19 protein-coding genes are annotated in these 22,014 nt (G+C 72.2%); 9 read left to right on the top strand and 10 right to left on the bottom strand.

Annotated elements, in window-relative coordinates:
* The first annotated feature begins 44 nt into the window (after nucleotides 1–44).
* Complete coding sequence (locus tag OG624_RS11595) at nucleotides 45–701, top strand: uridine kinase (protein WP_371587574.1); 657 nt, start codon at nucleotides 45–47, stop codon at nucleotides 699–701.
* 44 nt (nucleotides 702–745) lie between these two features.
* Here the strand turns inward: OG624_RS11595 and OG624_RS11590 are convergent, their stop codons facing one another.
* Nucleotides 746–1,645: a carbohydrate kinase family protein gene (locus tag OG624_RS11590; RefSeq protein ID WP_161294042.1), complete on the bottom strand. Its 900-nt coding sequence runs from the start codon at nucleotides 1,643–1,645 to the stop codon at nucleotides 746–748.
* Nucleotides 1,642–2,574: a pseudouridine-5'-phosphate glycosidase gene (locus OG624_RS11585; protein ID WP_371639385.1), complete on the bottom strand. Its 933-nt coding sequence runs from the start codon at nucleotides 2,572–2,574 to the stop codon at nucleotides 1,642–1,644. The genes OG624_RS11590 and OG624_RS11585 overlap by 4 nt, the downstream gene beginning before the upstream one ends.
* A gap of 82 nt (nucleotides 2,575–2,656) precedes the next feature.
* On the opposite strand from OG624_RS11585, the gene OG624_RS11580 reads away from it, so the two are divergent.
* Together OG624_RS11580 and OG624_RS11575 are read left to right on the top strand one after the other, a co-directional pair.
* Nucleotides 2,657–3,433 (top strand): class I SAM-dependent methyltransferase, encoded by a 777-nt coding sequence (locus OG624_RS11580; protein WP_033220724.1) that lies wholly within the window; start codon nucleotides 2,657–2,659, stop codon nucleotides 3,431–3,433.
* Nucleotides 3,434–3,506: 73 nt separating this feature from the next.
* On the top strand, nucleotides 3,507–3,875 hold the full coding sequence (locus OG624_RS11575; protein WP_033220723.1) for a cupin domain-containing protein: 369 nt from the start codon (nucleotides 3,507–3,509) through the stop codon (nucleotides 3,873–3,875).
* Here the strand turns inward: OG624_RS11575 and OG624_RS11570 are convergent.
* The 3 genes from OG624_RS11570 to OG624_RS11560 form a co-directional block, all read right to left on the bottom strand.
* On the bottom strand, nucleotides 3,865–5,073 hold the full coding sequence (locus tag OG624_RS11570) for an MFS transporter (RefSeq protein ID WP_078909317.1): 1,209 nt from the start codon (nucleotides 5,071–5,073) through the stop codon (nucleotides 3,865–3,867). The two genes, OG624_RS11575 and OG624_RS11570, sit on opposite strands and share 11 nt — an antisense overlap.
* 284 nt (nucleotides 5,074–5,357) lie before the next feature.
* Nucleotides 5,358–5,930, bottom strand: coding sequence for a methylated-DNA--[protein]-cysteine S-methyltransferase (locus OG624_RS11565; protein ID WP_033220801.1), 573 nt, complete (start codon nucleotides 5,928–5,930; stop codon nucleotides 5,358–5,360).
* 118 nt (nucleotides 5,931–6,048) lie between these two features.
* On the bottom strand, nucleotides 6,049–6,993 hold the full coding sequence (locus OG624_RS11560; protein WP_033220721.1) for a glycerophosphodiester phosphodiesterase: 945 nt from the start codon (nucleotides 6,991–6,993) through the stop codon (nucleotides 6,049–6,051).
* A 234-nt stretch (nucleotides 6,994–7,227) separates the two neighbouring features.
* Between OG624_RS11560 and uvrB the strand changes: the two genes are divergently transcribed.
* The 4 genes from uvrB to OG624_RS11540 all read left to right on the top strand — a co-directional run bounded on the left by uvrB (nucleotide 7,228) and on the right by OG624_RS11540 (nucleotide 13,262).
* Nucleotides 7,228–9,375 (top strand): excinuclease ABC subunit UvrB, encoded by a 2,148-nt coding sequence (gene uvrB / locus OG624_RS11555; RefSeq protein WP_371639384.1) that lies wholly within the window; start codon nucleotides 7,228–7,230, stop codon nucleotides 9,373–9,375.
* An 87-nt stretch (nucleotides 9,376–9,462) separates the two neighbouring features.
* Nucleotides 9,463–10,041 carry a TerD family protein gene (locus OG624_RS11550; RefSeq protein WP_030720460.1) on the top strand — a complete coding sequence of 193 codons (579 nt, stop codon included), beginning with the start codon at nucleotides 9,463–9,465 and terminating at the stop codon, nucleotides 10,039–10,041.
* A gap of 44 nt (nucleotides 10,042–10,085) precedes the next feature.
* Entirely contained in the window at nucleotides 10,086–12,038 is a 1,953-nt protein-coding gene (locus OG624_RS11545; RefSeq protein ID WP_161294036.1) for a TerD family protein, read from the top strand.
* 240 nt (nucleotides 12,039–12,278) lie between these two features.
* The gene (locus OG624_RS11540; RefSeq protein ID WP_033220718.1) at nucleotides 12,279–13,262 is read left to right on the top strand and encodes a TerC family protein; all 984 of its coding nucleotides are present in this window, start codon (nucleotides 12,279–12,281) and stop codon (nucleotides 13,260–13,262) included.
* Between the two features lie 28 nt (nucleotides 13,263–13,290).
* Here the strand turns inward: OG624_RS11540 and OG624_RS11535 are convergent, their stop codons facing one another.
* The 3 genes from OG624_RS11535 to OG624_RS11525 form a co-directional block, all read right to left on the bottom strand.
* Nucleotides 13,291–14,607, bottom strand: a complete 1,317-nt coding sequence (locus tag OG624_RS11535; RefSeq protein WP_033220799.1) for an MFS transporter — start codon at nucleotides 14,605–14,607, stop codon at nucleotides 13,291–13,293.
* A 231-nt stretch (nucleotides 14,608–14,838) separates the two neighbouring features.
* Nucleotides 14,839–15,495: an MBL fold metallo-hydrolase gene (locus OG624_RS11530; protein ID WP_033220717.1), complete on the bottom strand. Its 657-nt coding sequence runs from the start codon at nucleotides 15,493–15,495 to the stop codon at nucleotides 14,839–14,841.
* Between the two features lie 9 nt (nucleotides 15,496–15,504).
* Nucleotides 15,505–16,206 carry a maleylpyruvate isomerase family mycothiol-dependent enzyme gene (locus OG624_RS11525; RefSeq protein ID WP_161294032.1) on the bottom strand — a complete coding sequence of 234 codons (702 nt, stop codon included), beginning with the start codon at nucleotides 16,204–16,206 and terminating at the stop codon, nucleotides 15,505–15,507.
* Between the two features lie 187 nt (nucleotides 16,207–16,393).
* On the opposite strand from OG624_RS11525, the gene uvrA reads away from it, so the two are divergent.
* A complete protein-coding gene (gene uvrA / locus OG624_RS11520; protein ID WP_033220797.1) occupies nucleotides 16,394–19,390 on the top strand; it encodes an excinuclease ABC subunit UvrA in 2,997 nt (998 codons plus the stop codon).
* A gap of 178 nt (nucleotides 19,391–19,568) precedes the next feature.
* Here the strand turns inward: uvrA and OG624_RS11515 are convergent, their stop codons facing one another.
* Nucleotides 19,569–20,444: a carbohydrate kinase family protein gene (locus OG624_RS11515; RefSeq protein WP_033220715.1), complete on the bottom strand. Its 876-nt coding sequence runs from the start codon at nucleotides 20,442–20,444 to the stop codon at nucleotides 19,569–19,571.
* 139 nt (nucleotides 20,445–20,583) lie between these two features.
* Here OG624_RS11515 and OG624_RS11510 point away from each other — a divergent pair, with 139 nt between their 5' ends.
* Nucleotides 20,584–21,015, top strand: a complete 432-nt coding sequence (locus OG624_RS11510; RefSeq protein ID WP_033220714.1) for a Rieske (2Fe-2S) protein — start codon at nucleotides 20,584–20,586, stop codon at nucleotides 21,013–21,015.
* 62 nt (nucleotides 21,016–21,077) lie between these two features.
* On the opposite strand, the gene OG624_RS11505 is transcribed toward OG624_RS11510, so the two are convergent.
* The gene (locus tag OG624_RS11505) at nucleotides 21,078–22,010 is read right to left on the bottom strand and encodes a hypothetical protein (protein WP_161294030.1); all 933 of its coding nucleotides are present in this window, start codon (nucleotides 22,008–22,010) and stop codon (nucleotides 21,078–21,080) included.
* Nucleotides 22,011–22,014 lie beyond the last annotated feature (4 nt).

Below are 22,014 nucleotides of genomic sequence, written 5' to 3'. Positions count from 1 at the left end.
ATCCCTCGTGAAAAACGCTACGACCCACCACTGACAATGGGCCGGTGCAGTGGGAAGCGATCACATGGCAGCGGATGGCCGAGCGGCTCGCCGGTCACCTCGACAACCTCGACAACCCCGACGACGCGCACGAGCAGAGCGGTTGGCAGCGGGTGGGCATCGACGGCGCCCCCGCCGCCGACACCGGTGTCCTCGCCGGTGAACTGGCCGAAGCGCTGCGGCTGCGCGGGCGCCCGGCCCTGGTGGTGCCGGCCGACGGATTCCTGCGGCCGGCCTCCCTCCGCTTCGAGTTCGGCCGGCAGGACGTGGACTCCTACCTCGACGGCTGGTACGACACGGCGGCACTGTGGCGGGAGGTCTTCGGCCCGACCGACCCCGGCGGCACCGGTCGGGTGCTGCCGGACCTCTGGGATCCGGTGACCGACCGGGCGACCCGTAGTCCGTACGTCGAACTCCCGCCCGGCGGCGTGCTGCTCGTGCACGGCCCGTTGCTGCTGGGCCGGTGGTTCCCCTTCGACCTGAGCGTGCACATCCGGCTCTCCGCGGGCGCGCTCAACCGACGCACCGAGGAGTCCGCGCGCTGGACGCTGCCCGCCTTCGCGCGCTACGAGGCCGACACCGACCCGGCGTCGACCGCCGACGCCGTGGTCCGGGCCGACGACCCCCGCCACCCCGCCTGGACCGGCGTCCGGAGCCGCTGACGGGCCGGAACGGCCTCATCGGCACCACGACACCGCCACGACCGCTACGGCCGACCGCCCTGCCGGGTCACCGCCAGCGCCGCGGCCCGGCACCCGGCGCGGGCGGCCTCCGCCGGGTCCGCGCCCTCCAGCCGGGCCGCGAGGAAGCCGCCGGTGAAGGCATCCCCGGCACCCGTGGAATCCACGGCCAGGGCCGGCTCCGCCTCGACCTCGGCGGTGATCCGGCCGCGTTCGGCGATCAGCGCCCCCGCCGCGCCCCGGGTCACCACCACCAGCGGCACCCGCCGGCTGAGCTCCGCCGCAGCCCGGGCCACCCCCGTCGGCTCCGGCAGCCCGGCCAGCAGCCGGGCCTCGTCCTCGTTCGGCAGCAGCACGTCCACCCCCGTCACGGCGTCCAGGAAGCGCTGCGGCCCGAGTCCGACCAGGAATCCCGCCGAGGCGGGGTCCACGCTCACCGACACCCCCCGCGTCCGGGCAGCCCGCAACGCGACCATGGCCAGCTCCCGGCTGCTGTCGGCGAAGAACAGATAACCGGACAGGTGCAGATGGGCCGCCCCGTCCAGCAGGGAGGGGGTCCAATCGGCGGGGCACAACCGCAGCGAGGCCCCGCTGTCGGTCAGGAACGTCCGCTCCGCGTCCTTGCCGACCAGCGCGACCACCGTCCCGGTCGGCTCCCGTGCGTCGATCACCAACCGCGGCCGCACCCCCGCGTCCACGAGCGCCCGCTCGTGCCAGCGCGCCGATTCGGCCCCCACCCGCGCCAGGAGTCGTACCTCCGCGGTCCCCGTACGGGCCGCCCAGCAGGCCGCGTTGGCCCCGGCCCCGCCCGGCAGGGTCCGGATGCGGGCCACCGTGTCGGTGGCCGGAGCCAGCGGCTCCGGATGTATGGCCACCACGTCCGTCACCACGTCCCCGACGACGAGCAACGCCCCCGGCCCGGTCATGCCCGCGCCGCCCAGGCCCCCGCGATCCGGGCCCCGAGCCGCACGTTGCCGCGTACCGCCGCCAGGTTCGCCTCCAGCGAGGCCCCGTTCGTCGCCCGTACCAGGAACCCCAGCAGGAACGGGGTCACCGCCTGCCCCGTGATCCCGCGCTCGTGGCACTCGGCGAGCGCCTCCGCCAGCACCCGGTCGTGCAGCTCCGGATCCAGCTGCTCCTCCCGCGCCACCGGATTGGCCACCAACAGCGCCGAGTCGGCGCCGCCCAGCGCGTCCTGAGCGGCCATCACCGCCGCCACCTCCTCGGGCTCGCGCACCGTCCAGTCCACCGGCTCGCCCGAGTCGGACAGGTAGAACCCGGGGAAGCGGTCCGTCCTGTAGCCGAGCACCCCCACCCCGAGCGTCTCCAGCCGCTGCAGCGTGCCCGGCACGTCCAGGATCGACTTCACGCCCGCGCACACCACGGTGATCCGCGTGCGCGCCAGCAGCGACAGGTCCGCCGATTCGTCCTGCGTCTGCGCCCACTCCCGGTGCACGCCGCCCAGCCCGCCCGTGGCGAAGACCCGTAGGCCCGCCCGGGCCGCCAGGAAGGCCGTCGCGGACACCGTCGTCGCCCCGGTCGCGCCCGTCGCCAGCGCGGGAGCCAGATCCCGGTGACCGAGCTTGCGCACGCCCTCGCCGCCCGCGATCCGCTCCAACCGGTCCTTGTCCAGGCCCGCGTACGCCACCCCGTCCACGACCGCGATCGTCGCCGGAACCGCGCCCTCCGCGCGGACCAAGGCCTCCAGCTCGAGGCCCACCTCCAGGTTGCGGGGGCGGGGCAGACCGTGCGCGATGATCGTCGACTCCAGGGCCACCACGGGCCTTCCCCGGGTGAGCGCCTCGCGTACCTCCGCCGACAGGACCGGGATCTCAGATGCTCTGTGCTGTGACATGTCCCCATCCATGGCACGGGATCGGCACCCCCAAACTCCCTCCCGCCACACCCGTCCCAACCTGTCCGAGTAGCGTTCCTCCATGGACACGCGTGGTTTCTACGACGAGTTGGCCGACCGGTACGACCGCGTCTACGCGGACTGGGACGCGAGCGTCACCCGCCAGGGCCGGGCCCTCGACACCCTGCTCACCGCCGCCCTGGGCCCCGGCCCGCACACGGTGCTCGACAATGCCTGCGGCATCGGGACCCAGTCACTGGGCCTGGCGGCGCTGGGCCACCGGGTCACCGGGACCGACCTCAGCCCCGCCTCCGTGGCCCGCGCCACCCGCGAGGCCGGCCGGCGCTCGCTCCCCCTGCCCGTCGCCGCCGCCGACATGCGGGCCCTGCCCTTCGCCGACGCCTCCTTCGACGCCGTGGTCTGCGCCGACAACGCCCTGCCCCACCTGCTGACCGCACAGGACGTGACCACGGCCCTGGCCGAAACCCGGCGGGTGCTGCGCCCCGGCGGACTGCTGCTGCTCTCCACCCGCCCGTACGGGGAGCTGCGCCGGGCCCGGCCGCGGAGCGAGGCCCCTCACGTCCACCAGGGCCCCGCCGGGCGGACGGTGTCCTTCCAGCTGTGGCACTGGCATGCCGACGGGGAGCGGTACGACCTGGAGCTCTTCCAGTTGCTGCCGGACGGCGAAGGCTGGACGACCCGGGTGTCGAGCGCGACGTACTGGGCGCTGCCGGAGGAGGAGACGGCCGCGTACGCCCGGCGGGCCGGGTTCGCCGACCCGCTCTGGCACGCACCGGCGGACACCGGCTTCCATCAGCCGCTGCTCGCCGCCCGGCGCCCGGGGCGCTGGACAGGGTGACTCGTCGGCGGGGCCGTTCCTGGACGCTGTGGCCACCGCGCCACGGGGGCGGGCCGCACTAGGCTGGCGCGCCATGAGCACCAGTGATCACCCCGCCGCCCCCGCCTCCTTCTCCGTCTCCGTCGCGGACGTCGAACTGGAGGCGGACGACCTCGACCCCGAACAGATCGTCTCCGGCGAGCCCGTCGTGACGGGCAAGGTGCTGTGGGAGTCGGCGGACGGCAAGCAGGTGCGCGGGATCTGGCAGATCACCCCCGGAGTCGTCACCGACGTCGAGGCGAACGAGCTGTTCGTGGTGGTCAGCGGCCGCGCCACCGTCGAGGTCGAGGGCGGCGGGACGCTGGAGGTCGGCCCCGGCTCCGCCTGCGTGCTCCGCGAGGGCGACCGGACCACCTGGACCGTGCACGAGACGCTGCGCAAGGCCTACCACATCAGCTACTGACCCCGCCCTTCGCGGGCACGGGGTGGCGGCGCGCCGTGAACAGCGCGAGCGCCGCCATCGGCAGCAGCAGCGCGGCGCCGACGGCGTTCAGCCAGCCGTAGCCCGCGCCCGACATGATCAGCCCGGCGGCCGCTCCGCCCAGCCCGGCGGCCGCGTTCATCGTGAGGTCGCTCAGCCCCTGTACGGCGGCCCGCGCGGGCTGCGGCACCGAGTCCGTCAGCAGGGCCGAGCCCGACACCATCCCGGCGGACCAGCCGAGGCCGAGCAGGAAGAGCCCGAGCGCGGTCCGGCCGTGGCTGGGCCCGGCCGTTCCGGCGAGCAGCGCGGCGACCGACAGCAGCCCCGCGGCCAGCCCGATCACGGAGAGCCGGCCGAGCCGGTCGGCGAGCCAGCCCATCACGGGGGAGAAGGCGAACATGCCCGCGATGTGACCGCTGATCACCAGTCCGATGAGCTCCAGGCCGGCCCCGTGGTGGCTCAGGTCCATCGGGGTCATCACCATGATCGACACCATGGTGGTGTGCGACACGGCGACCGTGAGCAGGGCGAGCCGGGCCCGCGGCGAGGACTTCACGGCGGCGAATCCGGCCCGCAGCGAGCGTCCTTCGCGGGTCTGTTCCTCGGGCGCGGCGAGCGACCGGGCCGTCAGCAGCGGGTCGGGGCGCAGGAGTACGCCGATCAGCGTGCCGGTGAGCAGGAAGACGGCGGCGGCCCAGACGAACGGGCCGGCCGTCTCGGGTATCGCGGTGCCGGCGAAGCTGCGGCTGGCCGGTGCGGACAGGTTGGGTCCGAGCACGGCGCCGATGGTCGAGGCCCACACCACGACCGAGATGGCTCGGGCGCGATGGTCCGGGGCCGCGAGGTCCGCAGCGGCGAACCGGGCCTGCAGGTTCGCCGAGGAGGCGGCGCCGAAGGCGGCCATGCCGATCAGCAGCAGCGGGAAGCTGCTGATCGTGGCGGCGAGCACGACCAGGCCCGCTCCGGCGGCGCCGATCAGGTAGGCCAGCACCAGGCCGGGGCGGCGGCCGCGCGCGTTCATCAGCGCGGCGAGCGGCAGCGAGACGACGGCGGTGCCGATCACCGCGGCCGTGGAGGCGACGCCGGACAGTGCCTCGGTGCCGCTGACCTCGGTGGCGAGTACGGGGGCCAAGGCGATGCTGATCGGCACACCGAGGCCGCCGAGGACCTGACCGGCCATGAGGACGCGGGAGGTGCGGCGTTGCAGCCGGGCCAGCTCGGGCGGGTCGATCGGCCGCACGGGCCGATCGGTACCGGGCGCGGCGGTCACGGCGTACACCGGTTCCGCGGGTGCGTGACACGGGGCGCGGGGGACGCGAGGAGGCCGGATGCGGCGGCAGGAGTAGTCACCGCCGCAGTGTGCCAGCCCTTACCGCGCGACGGAACCGGGCCGGAGCCGGTTCGGAACCGGCCCGGAGCCGGGCCGGAAGAGCGCAGGTCAGGGCCACGGCTCAGGGCGACGGCTCAGAACAGCGGCTGCGGGAGCACGCCCTCCAGCGCGAGCAGCTGTCGCTTCGTCTCCACCCCGCCGCCGAATCCCCCGATGCCCCCGTCGTTCTCCACGACCCGGTGGCAGGCCACCACCAGCGGCAGCGGATTCGATCCCATGGCGTTGCCCACGGCCTGGGCGGCGCCCGGCTGTCCGGCGCGGGCGGCCAGCTCCCCGTAGCCGACGACCGATCCGTAGGGCACGGAGCGGTCCAGCTCCAGGAGCACCTGCCGGTTGAAGCCGGAGCTCAGCCGCCAGTCCAGCGGCAGCTCGAAGCGGCGCAGCGACCCCCCGAAGTACGCGGTGAGCTGGCGTATCGGCTCGGCCAGCAGTACTTCCTCGCCCGGCGCGGGACGCCAGGCGTCGGCGCCGAGCCGGGAGACGAGCGGGCCGATCATCCTGTCGACCCGGTCCGGCTCGGCATGGAACTCGATCCGGACCAGACCTTCCGGGGTCGCGGCCAGGAGCAAAGGCCCGCCGAGGACACCGTCGCCGGCGACGACGGTCCATTCGAGGTGCGGCCCGCGGGGCCGCTCGGTGCTGTCCACGCGTCCACCGTACGACCACCGACCGACACGGCGGTCACGGTTGTGGATGTCGGCCGGATCGCCCACCTGGCCTGTTCGCCACACGTCCGCCACGTGTCCGCCCGGACCGGCCCGGGGTTCAGAAGCCGCCGACCGCGTCCTGGACCACGTCCGGGGCGTTGGTGATGATCCCGTCCACCCCCATGTCCTGCACCTTCCGGGCGGTGGCCGCGTCGTCCACGATCCAGGTGTCCACCTCCATCGCCTTGCCGTGCGCGCCGCGCAGGCCGTGCACGGCCGAGACCCAGTCGGCCGAGATCGTCGTGTGCCACGGGTTGATGCGGTCGGTGAACTCCGCGTAGCGCGGCAGGTCCGCCACGGTGGGGGTGCCCAGGAAGGCCGTCACCAGGTCCGGGCGCAGCTGGTGCACGATGCGCACGGAGTCGGCGCTGAAGCTCTGCACCACCAGGCGCTGGGCGACGTGGCGCGGGTCGAGCCAGCCGGCCTCGTCCAACACCTTCAGGGTCTGCTCCTCGATGCCGGGGTAGAGCTCCGGCTTCTTGATCTCCAGCAGCAGCCGCTGCTGGTTGCGCTGTACCCGGTCGAGGTACTCCCGCAGGGTCGGTACGGAAGCGCCCGCGTACTCGTCGCCGAACCAGCTGCCCGCGTCCAGCTGCGCGATCTCGGCCGCCGTGAAGTCCTGGACCTTCCACGGCGACCGGTTCGGGAACCGCTGCTCGACGTCCGTGGTCCGGGCCAGGGTGTCGTCGTGGATCACCACCAGCACGCCGTCCTTGGTGCGCTGCACGTCGTTCTCGACCCAGGCGAAGCCCATCTGCATCGCCAGGTCGATCGCGTCCAGGGTGTTCTCCGGGGCGTACGCGGAGGCCCCCCGGTGGGCGTACACGACAGGGCCCCCCAGCGCGGCCCGGCCGGCGCCGGGGCCGGTTCCCGTGCCGGTACCGGTTCCCGTGCCGGTCGCGGATCCGGGACCGGTGGCGGCGTACGAGGCCGTCCCGCCCAGCAGGGTGAGAGTGAAGCCCAGGAATGCGGCGGCGGCCGCTGCGGCGGGTCGGACGTACATGTGCGTTCTCCTCGGGTCGTGAGCCCTGTTCCTGCGTCAGACGGGTGCGGAGCGGCAGACGTTGTGGCGATGCACTTCACCGCGATCATGGGGTTGAAGATCACTGAGCCGCCACCGAACTACGACAAACGGACCAGAACGAATGACAGCGGCCCGAGCGCCCGGGAGCGGCCGGAGCCCGCCGCCGGCCCGTGGGGGCGCGTGAGTGTCAGTGGGGGGTCGTACGGTTGACCCATGCGGCCCGTATCGAAGATCGAACGCACGGTGGCGCCTTTCGAGGTCGTCAGCCCCTACCAGCCCAGCGGCGACCAGCCGGCGGCCATCGCCGAGCTGGAGAAGCGCATCCGTGCAGGTGAGAAGGATGTCGTCCTGCTGGGTGCGACCGGCACCGGCAAGTCGGCGACCACGGCCTGGATGATCGAGAAGCTCCAGCGCCCCACCTTGGTCATGGCGCCGAACAAGACGCTCGCCGCCCAGCTGGCGAACGAGTTCCGCGAGCTGCTGCCGAACAACGCCGTCGAGTACTTCGTCTCGTACTACGACTACTACCAGCCCGAGGCCTACGTTCCGCAGTCGGACACGTACATCGAGAAGGACTCCTCGATCAACGAGGAGGTGGAGCGGCTGCGCCACTCCGCCACGAACTCGCTGCTGACGCGGCGCGACGTGATCGTCGTCGCCTCCGTGTCCTGCATCTACGGCCTCGGTACCCCGCAGGAGTACGTCGACCGGATGGTCTCCCTCAAGGTGGGGGAGGAGACCGACCGGGACCAGCTGCTGCGCCGCTTCGTGGACATCCAGTACACCCGCAACGACGTCGCCTTCACCCGTGGCACCTTCCGGGTGCGCGGCGACACGATCGAGATCTTCCCGGTCTACGAGGAACTGGCCGTCCGGATCGAAATGTTCGGCGACGAGATCGAGGCCCTCTCCACGCTGCACCCGCTGACCGGCGAGGTCATCAGCGAGGACCGCGAGCTGTACGTCTTCCCCGCCAGCCACTACGTCGCCGGCCCCGAACGCATGGAGAAGGCGGTCCGCGGCATCGAAGCCGAGCTGACCGAGCGCCTCGCCGAGCTGGAGAAGCAGGGCAAGATGCTGGAGGCGCAGCGGCTGCGCATGCGCACCACCTACGACCTGGAGATGATGCGCCAGATCGGGTCCTGCTCCGGCATCGAGAACTACTCGCTGCACATGGACGACCGCGAGCGCGGCTCCGCGCCCAACACGCTCATCGACTACTTCCCGGAGGACTTCCTCCTGGTCATCGACGAGTCGCACGTCACCGTGCCGCAGATCGGCGCCATGTACGAGGGCGACGCCTCCCGCAAGCGCACCCTCGTCGACCACGGGTTCCGACTGCCGTCCGCCCTGGACAACCGGCCGCTGAAGTGGGAGGAGTTCCAGGAGCGCATCGGGCAGACCGTCTACCTGTCGGCGACCCCCGGAAAGTACGAGCTCTCGCGCGGCGACGGCTTCGTCGAGCAGATCATCCGCCCCACCGGCCTCATCGACCCCGAGGTCGTGGTCAAGCCCACCGAGGGGCAGATCGACGACCTGGTCCACGAGATCCGGCAGCGCGTCGAGAAGGACGAGCGGATCCTCGTCACCACCCTCACCAAGAAGATGTCCGAGGACCTCACGGACTACTTCCTGGAGCTCGGCATCCAGGTGCGGTACCTGCACAGCGACGTCGACACCCTGCGCCGCATCGAGCTGCTGCGCGAGCTGCGGGCCGGCGAGTACGACGTCCTGGTCGGCATCAACCTGCTCCGTGAGGGCCTCGACCTGCCCGAGGTGTCCTTGGTGGCGATCCTCGACGCCGACAAGGAGGGCTTCCTGCGCTCCGGGACCTCCCTGATCCAGACCATCGGCCGGGCCGCGCGCAACGTGTCGGGCCAGGTCCACATGTACGCGGACAAGATGACCCCGGCGATGGAGAAGGCCATCGACGAGACCAACCGGCGCCGCGAGAAGCAGATCGCCTACAACACGGCCAACGGGATCGACCCGCAGCCGCTGCGCAAGAAGATCAACGACATCGTCGCCACCATCGCCCGTGAGGAACTGGACACCGAGGAGCTCCTCGGCACCGGATACCGGCAGGCGAAGGACGGCAAGGGCGCCAAGGCCCCGGTGCCTGCGCTCGGTGGCCGGGCCGCCGCGGCCAAGACGGGCGGAAAGGGCGCGAAGGGGGCGGCGGGCGCCGAGGTGCTCACCGACCGGCCCGCGGCCGAACTGGCCGCGCTCATCGAGCAGATGACCGAGCGCATGCGCGGGGCGGCCGCCGAGCTCCAGTTCGAGGTCGCGGCCCGGCTCCGGGACGAGGTGGGCGAGCTGAAGAAGGAGTTGCGTCAGATGAAGGAAGCGGGCCTCGCCTGACCGGAGGCCGGTCAGTAGGGTTGGGTCTCAGCCGCAGGTACACGCTGCACGCTCGTCATGGGGCGGGCAAGGGAGAGGGGACAGTACGTGACGGTCAACATGACCAAGGGTCAGGCCATCAGTCTGCAGAAGGCGGACGGAGGCACGCTGACCGCGGTCCGCATGGGCCTCGGCTGGCAGGCGGCGAAGCGCCGCGGGCTGTTCGGCTCGCGCACCCGGGAGATCGACCTCGACGCCTCGGCGGTGCTCTTCGCCGACAAGCAGCCCGTGGACGTGGTCTTCTTCCGCCACCTGCAGAGCGACGACGGCTCGGTGCGCCACACCGGTGACAACCTCGTCGGCGGCGTCGGCCAGGGCGGGGACGACGAGGCGATCCTCGTGGACCTCCAGCGCGTGCCGGTGCACATCGACCAGATCGTCTTCACGGTGAACTCCTTCACCGGCCAGACGTTCCAGGAAGTCCAGAACGCGTTCTGCCGCATCGTCGACGAGACCAACGGCCAGGAGCTGGCCCGCTACACCCTCGACGGCGGCGGTCAGTACACCGCGCAGATCATGGCCAAGGTGTCCCGCGTGGGCGCCGGCTGGCAGATGACGGCCCTCGGGAACCCGGCCAACGGCCGCACCTTCCAGGACCTCATGCCGGCGATCCTGCCGCACCTGTAAGCAGTACCGGACAAGAGAAGAAGGCACGGGGGAGGGGCTGCACGATGACGGCCGAACTGGTCCGGGGGCAGAACCACCCCGTGTCCCGGAGCCGGGTGGAGATCAGGGTCTCGGCGGGCACACCCGTGCTCGCCCTGGCCTCGCTCGCCGACGAACAGGGCCGGTTCTCCGGCAACGGGATCCTGGCCCACCCGGGCGCCCGCTCCCTTCCCGGCGTCGAGTCGCCGGGGGAGCTCGCCGACCGGCACACCTTCGCCGTCGACCTCGACGAGGTCGCGGCGGACGTCCACCGGCTCGGCGTCCTGCTCGTCCTGCCGCCCGGCGGCCCGGTCCGCTTCGGCGCGGTACCGGCCTCCTACGTGGCCGTGGCCGACCCGGAGGGCGCCGAGCTCGCCGGATACACCCTGACGGGGCTCGACGCCGAGACGGCCGTCGTCGCCCTGGAGCTGTACCGGCGCCAGGGCGCCTGGAAGGTCCGCGCCGTGGGCCAGGGCTACGCCGAGGGCCTCGGCGCCCTGCTCACCGACGGCGGGCTGCCCGCGCTCGCGGCCGCGGAGCTGGCCGCCGCCGCGCTGGGCACGATTCCCCGTACCGCCGGGGCCGACGCCACCCTCGCGACCATGCCGACCCTCGTCGGCGACCTCCGCGCCCCGCAGACCCCGGCGCAGGCTCCCGCGCCCACCCCCGAACCGCCGGACCCGGTGCCCGTCTCCGGGCACCCGTACGCCGGTACGCCCGGGCCCGGTGACACCCCGACCGCCCCGCCCACCATCAGCTACGCCCACCCGCGGCGCCGCGCAACCAGCAACGAGCCGCCCGAGCCCGCGCCGCGGCCCGCCGCCCCGCAGGAACCGGGCCAGGCCCCGCGTCCCGTCGCCGGGGACGCGAGCGGCTGGTCCATGGACGAGCGGCTCTACAACCAGGTCTGGGGGATGTTCGAGGACCTGGCCCGCACGGTCGCCGCCTATCGCAGCGCCGTCGAGTTCGCCGACTCCCGCATGGACCGCGAGCTCGACGAGGCCCTGTCCGACCCGCGCCACCGCCTCGGCGGCTCCGGGAACGCGGCACGCGACACCGCGCGGGCCCGCCGCGAGGAGCTCGTCGCCCAGGCCCAGGCCGTCCTCGACCGGGACCTGGCCCAGCTGATCGCCGAGTCGGAGGTCGTCGAGCCCGCGCTGCCGGCCGCGTACGCCCGCTGGGACAACCCGGTCTGGCACGGTCACCGCACGCCCGAGGAGAGCCCGCTGGCCCTGCGCCTGGGCGACCTGCACCTGCCCGAGCGGCCCGACCTGCGCATCCCCATGCTGAGCAGGCTCCCGCTGGAGCGCGGGCTCTGGATCGACAACGGCCGTACCGGCTCCGAGGCCGCGATGACCATGGACACCGACCGGCTGCGCCGGGCCGCCATGGACATGGCCGTCGCCCTGGCGGTCCGGCTGCTCGCGGTCCATCCCGCCGACCGGTTCTCCGTCCACGTCATCGACGCGGCCGGAGCCGGATCCGCCTCCCTGGCGCCGCTGGTGCGCTCCGGGGTGCTGGCCGGGCCGCCCGCCGCCGGGGCCCAGGGGGTCACCCAGACCCTGGCGGGGCTGACCCGGCGGGTGGACCTCGTACAGATGGCGCTGCGCGCCGGCGCCCCCGAGGACCTGCCGCCGGACGTGGACACGGCCGACCAGCTGCTGATCGTGCACGACTTCCCGCACGGCTTCGACGACCGCGCCGTCACCCAGCTGCGCTACCTCGCCGACGAGGGCGCGGCGGTCGGCGTGCACCTGCTGATGGTCGCGGACCGCGACGAGGCCTCGGCCTACGGTCCGCTGCTCGACCCGCTGTGGCGCTCCCTGATGCGGCTCTCGCCGGTGCCGGACAGCCACCTCGCCGACCCCTGGGTCCATCACGCCTGGACCTTCGAACCGGACCTGCCCCCGCAGGGCAGCAGGGTCCTCGACCAGGCACTGGACCGGGTGGCGGAGGCCCGGCGCACTACCCGCCCGTGACCATTCTTTGGGACTCTCTTTACCTAAACCGTCTCTGACGGGTATGCTCGTGTGTGCGGAGGGGAGTATTCCTGCTTTCCTGCTACGGCGTACCCGTCAATACGGACCACTTCGGCCGAACGAGCGAAGTCGGTCCCGGGGCGCCGGCCCACGGCCTCCAGGCCTCCTGGGTGGAAGAGACCTCCGGCAGCGATGACGCTGACGAAGTGCTGAGCCATCCGCCGGAGGCGTGTTCACAACATGGAAGTTTCCTGGGCCCTTTGGGCTGCGACCATTCTCGGTCTCTCCCTTCTGATCGGCGCCGATTTCTTCATCGGCCGCAAACCGCACGACGTGTCCATCAAGGAAGCGGGCACCTGGACGATCGTCTGGATCGTCCTCGCCGCGCTCTTCGGCCTCGGCCTCTGGTTCTTCGGGAACGGCCAGGCCTCGCAGGAGTTCTTCGCCGGCTTCATCACCGAGAAGTCCTTGAGCGTCGACAACCTCTTCGTCTTCGTCCTGATCATGGCGAAGTTCGCAGTGCCCTCCCACCTCCAGCAGCGGGTGCTGCTCGTGGGTGTGCTCATCGCACTCGTCCTGCGCGCGATCTTCATCGCGGCCGGCGCCGCGATCATCGCGAGCTTCTCCTGGGTCTTCTACATCTTCGGCGCGTTCCTGATCTACACCGCGTGGAAGCTGATCCAGGAAGCCCGCAAGGACGAGGAGGACGAGGAGTTCGAGGAGAACCGCCTCCTGAAGTCCGTCGAGAAGAAGTTCGGCGTCGCCGACCGCTACCACGGCACCAAGCTCTTCATCCAGAACAACGGCAAGCGCGTGCTGACCCCGCTGATGGTCGTCATGCTCGCCATCGGTACCACCGATGTGCTGTTCGCCCTGGACTCGATCCCCGCGATCTTCGGCCTGACCCAGGACCCGTACATCGTCTTCACGGCCAACGCCTTCGCCCTGATGGGTCTGCGTCAGCTGTACTTCCTCATCGGCGGCCTGCTGAAGAAGCTGGTCCACCTCAGCTACGGCCTGTCGATCATCCTCGGCTTCATCGGCGTCAAGCTGGTGCTGCACGCCCTGCACGAGAGCGGCGTCCACGTCCCGGTGATCTCGATCCCGGTCTCCCTCGGCGTCATCTGCGGTGTCCTGGTCGTCACCACGATCACCAGCCTGATCGCCTCGAAGAAGCAGGCGGCGGCCGAGGCCGCCGCCCGCCCGGAGAACGTCGACGCGTGACCGGATCCGGGGATCCGGATCCCCGGACCTACACGGGGGCGGCCGCTTCGGCCGCCCCCGTTTCCGTCGCCCGGGACGCGACCGCCCGCTTGCGCACGGCCGCCGGACCGGTCTCCGGCAGCAGGGCGAAACAGACCAGGCTGACCAGGGCGATCCCGGTCAGGTACAGCGCGACGCCCCACGGCGGACCGGAGCCGTCCGCCAGCGCGGTCGCCACGATCGGGGTCAGCGCCCCGCCCAGCACACCGCCCAGGTTGTAGCCGACGGCCGCGCCCGTGCAGCGGATCCGCGGCGCGTACAGCTCGGGCAGGTACGCGGCCACCACCGAGAACATCGTCACCATGCCCAGCAGCGCCCCGACGAAGCCCACCGTCATCAGCAGCGGATCGGCCGTCCGCAACAGCGCCACCAGCGGGAACATCCACACCGCGCAGATCGCGCATCCGATCAGGCAGAGCGGCCGCCGCCCGTACCGGTCACCGAGCATCGCGATCAGCGGGGTCACCAGGCCCTTGATCGCGACGGACACCATGATGCAGGCCAGCATCGCCGTGCGGCTCACCGTGAGGTGCTCGGCGGCGTAGGCGAGGGACCAGGTCGTGACCGCGTAGAAGACGGCGTAGCCGACGGCGAGCGCCCCGCCGGTCAGCAGGAGCAGCCGCCAGTGGCCCCGGAACACCTCGGTCAGCGGGGCCTCGGCCCGCCGGTCCGTCGCGGCGAGTGCCCGGAACTGCGGGGTCTCCTCCACCGAGCGGCGCAGCCACAGTCCGGCCAGCGCCAGCACCCCGGCCGCCCAGAACGGCACCCGCCACCCCCAGGCGGTGAACTGGGCGTCGGTCAAGGACGCGGACAGCCCCAGCATCAACCCGTTGGCGAGGAGGAAACCGACCGCCGGCCCCATCTGCGGGAAGCTCGACCACAGCCCGCGCCGCCGCTCGGGGGCGTGCTCGGCGGTCAGCAGGACGGCGCCGCCCCACTCCCCGCCCAGCCCGAGGCCCTGCAGGAAGCGCAGCAGGAGCAGGAGTACGGGCGCGGCCATGCCGATCGAGGCGTACGAGGGCACGCAGCCGACGGCCACCGTGGCGAGGCCGGTGAGCAGCAGGGAGGCGAGCAGCACGGGGCGCCTGCCGTAGCGGTCGCCGATGTGGCCGAAGACCGCCGAACCGAGCGGGCGGGCCAGGAAGCCGACGCCGAAGGTACCGAAGGCGGCGAGGGTTCCGGCGAGCGGGGAGAAGGACGGGAAGAAGAGCGGGCCGAGCACGAGGGCGGCGGCCGTCCCGTACACGAAGAAGTCGTAGAACTCGATCGCGGTCCCGGCGAGCGAGGCCGTGGCCAGCCGCAGCATGCCGGGCCCGGCGGAGTCGTCGGCCTCGACGGGCGGGGGCTCGGGCAGGCTCTCGCGCGGGGTCGCGAGGGAAAGGGTGGGGGAGGCCTCGGGGGCGCAGGAGGCCGGTGGCGGGGACGGGTCGTGTGGCATGCCGCACCAACTACCCGTTCCCCGCCCCTCAGGACGTGCGTTCGGTCCTAAGCGACCGGAAGGAGTGCTTCGCGTCTCGAAGTTGACGCGTTGCGGTGCCTACCAACCGCGCTCGCGCCATTCGGCCAGGTGCGGACGCTCGGCGCCGAGGGTGGTGTCGTTGCCGTGGCCCGGGTAGACCCAGGTCTCGTCCGACAGCTGCTCGAACAGCTTGTGCTCGACGTCGTCGAGCAGGCTGGTGAAGGCCTTCGGGTCGTCGTGCGTGTTGCCGACGCCGCCCGGGAAGAGGCAGTCGCCGGTGAACACGTGCGCGTGCCCGTGCGGGTCGTCGTAGACCAGCGCGATGGAGCCGGGGGTGTGGCCGACCAGGTGGCGGGCGGTCAGGCTGACCCGTCCGACCGTGACCGTGTCCCCGTCGGCGACGAGCACGTCGGTCGCCACCGGGATGCCCTCGGCGTCGAGGGCGCCCGCGTAGGTGCGCGCCCCGGTCGCCTCGACCACCTCGGCGAGCGCGCCCCAGTGGTCGCCGTGCCGGTGCGTGGTGACCACGGACGCGATGCCGTCGTCGCCGATCAGACTGAGCAGGGTGCCCGCCTCGGCGGCCGCGTCGATGAGCAGCTGCTCGTCGGTGGCGCGGCAGCGCAGGAGGTAGGCGTTGTTGTTCATCGAGCCCACCGCGACCTTGGAAATCATCAGGTCCGCGAGTTCGTGCACGTCGGCGGGACCGCCGACCTTGACCTCTCCGGTGTACGTCATGTCCTGATCCTAGAGCGGGGGGAGTTCGGGCAGGGCGTCGCCCGCCAGGACGGCGAGGTGGGCGCCCTGCAGGCCGCGCCCGGCGAGCCAGCCGAGCAGCTCGTCGCGCGGACCGCCCAGGGTGACGGGAGTGCCCTCGGTGCCGCCGGTGTGCCAGGTGGGCCCCGTGCCGTCGTAGCCGAGCCACAGGGTGACCGGCGGGACGTCCGGGCGGCCGGACCAGCGGTCGGCGAGGAAGGCGATCTCGCGGTCGGTGAACTCGTCCGACAGGTCGGAGAGCTCGTAGCCGATGTTCAGGTCGACGTGGTGCAGATCGACCTCGATCCAACGGCGGAAGGGAACGTTGGCGGCGAGGTCGGTGACGCCGTTGCGCAGCTCGACCGTGCGGGACCAGTCCTGGTCGTGCTCCGTGGTGGCCATGAAGCGGGCCGTGGAATCACGGAGGTCCGCAAGGTGTTCTTCCAGGAGCCGGCCGGCGTCGCGCTCGATGTCCGTGTCGCGGGCGGTGCCGCTCTCGTACATCGGACGTCCCTCGAAGACGTTGACGAGGGCGTCGGCGTTGCGCGCGAGGTGGGCCAGGATGTGGCCGCGGGTCCAGCCCGGGAGATGTGACTCCTCGGCGAGGGCCGCGTTGTCCAGTTTCGCGACTGCGGTCAGCAGTCGGTCCGTGGCCTCACGTACAGATCGCAGGTCGTGCACATGATCAGTCATGACGGCGAGCCTAGTGGCTCACCCGGCCCGGCCACACGATTGGGTGAAGCGGTCTGCGGAGTGCCGTAAATCGAATGTGCGTGCTATACGCTCGGAAGTCCAAGGACCCAGTCCATCGCAGAGGCGCCCCCCATACCCTGGGACGGGGGCCCGTGCCCCCGCTCTCTCAAGAAAGGTGCGGACCGGCGTGACCGACCGTCTCATCGTTCGTGGCGCTCGCGAGCACAACCTGAAGAACGTCTCGCTCGACCTGCCCCGCGACTCACTCATCGTCTTCACCGGACTCTCCGGGTCGGGCAAGTCCTCCCTGGCCTTCGACACGATCTTCGCCGAGGGCCAGCGCCGCTACGTCGAGTCGCTCTCGTCGTACGCCCGCCAGTTCCTCGGGCAGATGGACAAGCCCGACGTCGACTTCATCGAGGGCCTCTCCCCGGCCGTCTCGATCGACCAGAAGTCGACCTCGCGCAACCCGCGCTCGACCGTGGGCACCATCACCGAGGTCTACGACTACCTCCGCCTGCTCTTCGCCCGCATCGGCAAGCCGCACTGCCCCGAGTGCCGCCGGCCCATCTCGCGCCAGTCGCCGCAGGCCATCGTCGACAAGGTGCTCGCGCTTCCCGAGGGCAGCCGCTTCCAGGTGCTCTCGCCGCTGGTGCGCGAGCGCAAGGGCGAGTTCGTCGACCTCTTCGCCGACCTTCAGACCAAGGGCTACAGCCGGGCGCGGGTGGACGGGGAGACCATCCAGCTCTCCGAGCCGCCCACGCTGAAGAAGCAGGAGAAGCACACCATCGAGGTGGTCATCGACCGCCTCACCGTCAAGGAGAGCGCCAAGCGCCGGCTCACGGACTCCGTGGAGACCGCCCTCGGCCTCTCCGGCGGCATGGTGATCCTGGACTTCGTCGACCTCGCGGAGGACGACCCCGAGCGTGAGCGGATGTATTCCGAGCACCTCTACTGCCCGTACGACGACCTGTCCTTCGAGGAGCTGGAGCCACGCTCCTTCTCCTTCAACTCGCCCTTCGGCGCCTGCCCCGAGTGCACCGGTATCGGTACGCGCATGGAGGTGGACCCGGAGCTGATCATTCCGGACGAGGACAAGTCCCTGGACGAGGGCGCGGTCTCGCCGTGGTCGCTCGGCCACACCAAGGACTACTTCCAGCGGCTGATCGGCGCGCTCGCCCAGGAACTGGGCTTCCGTACCGACATCGCGTGGGCCGGGCTGCCGGCGCGCGCGAAGAAGGCCCTGCTGTACGGCCACAAGACGCAGATCGAGGTCCGTTACCGCAACCGGTACGGGCGGGAGCGGGCGTACACGACGGCCTTCGAGGGCGCCGTGCCGTTCGTCAAGCGGCGGCACGCGGAGTCGGAGAGCGACGCCAGCCGTGAGCGCTTCGAGGGCTACATGCGCGAGGTGCCCTGCCCGACCTGTGAGGGAACGCGCCTCAAGCCGATCGTGCTCGCGGTGACGGTGATGGAGAAGTCCATCGCCGAGGTCGCCGCCATGTCGATCAGCGAGTGCGCGGACTTCCTGGGGCGGATGCGGCTCGACGCCCGCGACAAGAAGATCGCCGAGCGGGTCCTCAAGGAGGTCAACGAGCGGCTCCGCTTCCTCGTGGACGTCGGTCTCGACTACCTCTCGCTCAACCGGGCCGCCGGCACCCTGTCGGGTGGCGAGGCCCAGCGCATCCGGCTCGCCACCCAGATCGGGTCCGGTCTGGTCGGCGTGCTCTACGTGCTGGACGAGCCGTCCATCGGTCTGCACCAGCGGGACAACCACCGGCTGATCGAGACCCTGGTGCGGCTGCGGGACATGGGCAACACGCTCATCGTGGTCGAGCACGACGAGGACACCATCAAGGTGGCCGACTGGGTCGTGGACATCGGTCCCGGCGCGGGCGAGCACGGCGGCAAGGTGGTCCACAGCGGCTCGCTGAAGGACCTGCTGAAGAACACCGAGTCGATGACCGGGCAGTACCTGTCGGGCAAGAAGTCCATCGAGATCCCGGACGTCCGCCGGCCCGTGAACGGGGAGCGCAAGCTGACCGTCCACGGCGCCAAGGAGAACAACCTGCGGGACATCGACGTGTCCTTCCCGCTGGGTGTGCTGACGGCCGTCACCGGCGTCTCGGGCTCCGGCAAGTCCACCCTGGTCAACGACATCCTCTACACGCACCTGGCGCGCGAGCTGAACGGCGCCCGCTCGGTGCCGGGCCGGCACACGCGGGTCGACGGCGACGACCTCGTCGACAAGGTCGTGCACGTCGACCAGTCGCCGATCGGCCGCACCCCGCGCTCCAACCCGGCCACGTACACGGGCGTCTTCGACCACGTGCGCAAGCTGTTCGCGGAGACGATGGAGGCGAAGGTGCGCGGCTATCTGCCGGGCCGCTTCTCCTTCAACGTGAAGGGCGGCCGGTGCGAGAACTGCGCCGGTGACGGCACGATCAAGATCGAGATGAACTTCCTGCCGGACGTCTACGTCCCGTGCGAGGTCTGCCACGGCGACCGGTACAACCGGGAGACGCTGGAGGTCCACTACAAGGGCAAGTCCATCGCGGAAGTCCTGAACATGCCGATCGAGGAGGCCCTGGGCTTCTTCGAGGCCGTGCCGACCATCGCGCGTCACCTCAAGACGCTCAACGAGGTCGGGCTGGGCTACGTCCGCCTCGGTCAGTCCGCGCCGACCCTGTCGGGTGGTGAGGCACAGCGCGTGAAGCTGGCCTCCGAGCTCCAGAAGCGGTCCACGGGCCGGACGGTCTACGTGCTGGACGAGCCGACCACCGGTCTGCACTTCGAGGACATCTCGAAGCTGATCAAGGTGCTCTCCGGGCTGGTGGACAAGGGGAACTCGGTGATCGTCATCGAGCACAACCTGGACGTCATCAAGACCGCCGACTGGGTCATCGACATGGGCCCGGAGGGCGGCTACGGCGGCGGTCTGGTGGTGGCCGAAGGCACGCCGGAGGCGGTGGCCTCGGTGGGCGCCAGCCACACCGGCAAGTTCCTGCGGGACATCCTGGGCGCGGACCGGGTCTCCGACGCGGGTGCGTCCCCGGTGCGGGCCACGGCGAAGAAGGCTCCGGCCAAGAAGGCCCCGGCGAAGAAGGCCGTGGCCGGCAAGGCGGCGGCCGCGAAGAAGACGGCCCCGGCGAAGAGGACGACGACCCGGGCGCCCAAGGCGTAGCCGCCGCGCGGCGTTCGGGAGCGGTTCGCGTACGACGGAAGGGTCCGGCCGACGGCCGGACCCTTCCGTCGTACGCCCGGGCGGGGAGCGGACGCCACCGGCGGGCCGAGCCGAGCAGGGCCGAGCAGGGCCGAGCAGGGCCGAGCAGGGCGGAGCCGAGCAGGGCCGAGCCGCCCCGTCAGAGCTCCGCCGCGTACGGCGGCTCCGCGCCCGCCCGGGTACAGGTCAGGGCCGCCGCGTGGGCGGCGTGGGCCAGGACCTCCGGCCAGTCCACCGGCTCGCCCGGCCGGGCGGTGAGCCGGTGCAGCAGGGCGGCGTTGACGGTGTCGCCCGCGCCGATCGTGTCCACCACCGCCACCGGACGAGCCGCCGCCGAGTACTCCCCGCCTTCCCGGGTCCGGACCGTCAGACCCGCCGCGCCCCGGGTCAGCACCACCGCCGACGGCCCCGCCGCCAGCCAGTCCTCGACCCGGCCGCCCAGCCAGGCCGCGTCCTCCTCCGACAGCTTGAGCACGCTCGTGTGCGGCAGCATCCGCTCCAGGAACCGCGCGCGATACGCCGCCGGGTCCGCGATCAGCGCCGGCCGGATGTTGGGGTCCAGCAGGGTCAACACCCCGCGCCGGGACTCCCGGCGCAGCAAGGCCTCGTACGCGCTCGCGCCCGGTTCCAGGACCAGCGAACAGGTACCGAGCGCGAGGGCCCGTACGCCGTCGGGGAGGGCGGGCGGCAGTGTGAAGAGCCGGTCCGCCGTGCCCTCGACGTAGAAGCCGTACGAGGCCGAGCCGTCCGGGGCCAGCGAGGGCACGGCGAGCGTGGTCGGCTCCGGTCCGCGCTGGACCAGCGACAGGTCCACCCCGGCGGCCCGCAGCCCGGCCAGCAGACTCTCACCGAAGCCGTCCGAGGAGACCCGGGAACAGAAGGCCACCTCGGCGCCGAGCCGCCCGAGCGCGAGCGCGGTGTTGTACGGCCCGCCGCCCGGCCGGGGCAGCAGGGCCCCGGGCGGCAGCGCGACGGGCACCAGGTCGATGAGGGCTTCTCCGCCGACGACGATCACGCGGGGGAAGCTACCTCATGGGACGCGGGTATCGTCGGGTGGGCCGGTGCCCCGGCCGGGTTCCGGCCCGCGCCCCGCACCCGCGCCCGCACCCCCTCCCCGGGTGCCCGCACCTCGTCCCGTAGCTCAGGAGAACCGCATGTCCGCGCCGCAGTCGCCCGCCCGCCGTACCGTCCTCAAGGGCGCCGCCGCGCTCGCCGGGACCGCGGGCGCCGGAGCGACCCTCGCGGCCTGCTCCACCGAGACCGACAGCGGAGGCAACACCCCCGCCACCCCCACCGCCCCGGTCGACCTGGGTGCCGCGGCCGACGTCCCGGTGGGCGGCGCCAAGCTGTACCGGGAGAACAAGCTGATCGTCAGCTGCCCGGCGGAGGGCGAGTACAAGGCCTTCAGCGCCCAGTGCACGCACGCCGGCTGCGTCCTGGACAAGATCGTCGAGGGGGAGGGGAACTGCCCCTGCCACGGCAGCCGTTTCGACGTGAAGACCGGCAAGGTCCTGCGCGGTCCGGCCGCCACCCCGCTGCCCGCCGTCCCGGTCCGGGCCGAGAACGGCAAGCTCGTCGCGGGCTGACCCACGTCCGATCCGGCGTCCGCTCCGACGCCCGCTCCCGGGACCGCGTCCGCGCGTCCGGATCAGTCCCAGTCCCAGGCGATCCCCAGGATCCCGCGCCGCACCGACTGCTCCACCAGGTGCACCGCCCGGTGCCGGCCGCTGGGCGTCAGGTCCGCGAGGCCGGTGCGCGGGGCCTCGGGGCCGCCCCGGGCGAAGCGCCGGCAGCGCACCGGCAGGGCCGCCTCGTCGAAGCTGACCTGGAGCATGTACTGGCCGCCGGCGTAGCTGAACCCGCGCACGTACTCGCCGCTGCGGGCTCCGGTGCCGTCCTCGACCCCGTAGCCGAAGACGTGGGTGTCCCCGCGCCGCAGCCGCGCGTCGAAGAGCAGCTCCGCGACCACCACCCCGGACTCCGGGTGGCGCCGCACCCGGCCCGTGCGGCAGTTCTCGTACGCCGTCACCCGCATCCGGGACACGTCGCAGCCGGGGTCGCCGTGGTGGACGGCGAGATAGCGGTCGACGCCGTCCCGATGCGCCCGGACGATCTGCTGCGACTCGCGGACCCGTAGCTCGCCCTCCGGTCCGATGCGGACCCGCTCGTGGTGGCCGACCGAGTGCAGCCCACCGTCGGGCGGGAGGTCCATCCCGTCCAGCAGCCGCTCGACCGTCCCGCCCATGCTGAAGAGCGCCCGGTAGGAGCGGGTGGGCGGGCGCGCGGACCCGGGGCCGGGATCCTCGGCGGCCAGCAGGCGCAGGAGGGCCCCGTCGGGCAGGTCCAGGATCCGCTCCAGGGCGGTGACCGCCCGCAGGGACTCCGGGTGACGCGGGCGCCGGGCGCCCTGCTGCCAGTAACTGAGGCTCGTGACACCCACCTTGATGCCCTGGGCGGCGAGCCGGTGCTGCACCCGGTGCAGGGGCAGACCGCGCGCGGCGAGGGCGGCGCGCAGGGCGAGGTGGAAGGGGCCGCCGCGCAGCAACTGGCCGAGTTCCGCCGTGTCCTCGGTCGGTCGCATGGCG

The sequence above is a fragment of the Streptomyces virginiae genome (assembly GCF_041432505.1).
In the GTDB taxonomy this organism is placed as follows: domain Bacteria; phylum Actinomycetota; class Actinomycetes; order Streptomycetales; family Streptomycetaceae; genus Streptomyces; species Streptomyces virginiae_A.
The sequence above is the reverse complement of the archived record's forward strand: the minus strand, read 5'-3'. Positions and strand labels throughout refer to the sequence as shown.

Coding starts and splice junctions, on each gene's coding strand:
- OG624_RS11590 (WP_161294042.1), bottom strand. CDS start 1,645: ATGACCGGGCCGGGGGCGTTGCTCGTCGTCGGGGACGTGGTGACGGAC.
- OG624_RS11585 (WP_371639385.1), bottom strand. CDS start 2,574: ATGTCACAGCACAGAGCATCTGAGATCCCGGTCCTGTCGGCGGAGGTA.
- OG624_RS11580 (WP_033220724.1), top strand. CDS start 2,657: ATGGACACGCGTGGTTTCTACGACGAGTTGGCCGACCGGTACGACCGC.
- OG624_RS11575 (WP_033220723.1), top strand. CDS start 3,507: ATGAGCACCAGTGATCACCCCGCCGCCCCCGCCTCCTTCTCCGTCTCC.
- OG624_RS11570 (WP_078909317.1), bottom strand. CDS start 5,073: ATGGCCGGTCAGGTCCTCGGCGGCCTCGGTGTGCCGATCAGCATCGCC.
- OG624_RS11560 (WP_033220721.1), bottom strand. CDS start 6,993: ATGTACGTCCGACCCGCCGCAGCGGCCGCCGCCGCATTCCTGGGCTTC.
- uvrB (WP_371639384.1), top strand. CDS start 7,228: ATGCGGCCCGTATCGAAGATCGAACGCACGGTGGCGCCTTTCGAGGTC.
- OG624_RS11545 (WP_161294036.1), top strand. CDS start 10,086: ATGACGGCCGAACTGGTCCGGGGGCAGAACCACCCCGTGTCCCGGAGC.
- OG624_RS11540 (WP_033220718.1), top strand. CDS start 12,279: ATGGAAGTTTCCTGGGCCCTTTGGGCTGCGACCATTCTCGGTCTCTCC.
- OG624_RS11535 (WP_033220799.1), bottom strand. CDS start 14,607: ATGCTGCGGCTGGCCACGGCCTCGCTCGCCGGGACCGCGATCGAGTTC.
- OG624_RS11530 (WP_033220717.1), bottom strand. CDS start 15,495: ATGACGTACACCGGAGAGGTCAAGGTCGGCGGTCCCGCCGACGTGCAC.
- OG624_RS11525 (WP_161294032.1), bottom strand. CDS start 16,206: ATGACTGATCATGTGCACGACCTGCGATCTGTACGTGAGGCCACGGAC.
- OG624_RS11510 (WP_033220714.1), top strand. CDS start 20,584: ATGTCCGCGCCGCAGTCGCCCGCCCGCCGTACCGTCCTCAAGGGCGCC.
- OG624_RS11505 (WP_161294030.1), bottom strand. CDS start 22,010: ATGCGACCGACCGAGGACACGGCGGAACTCGGCCAGTTGCTGCGCGGC.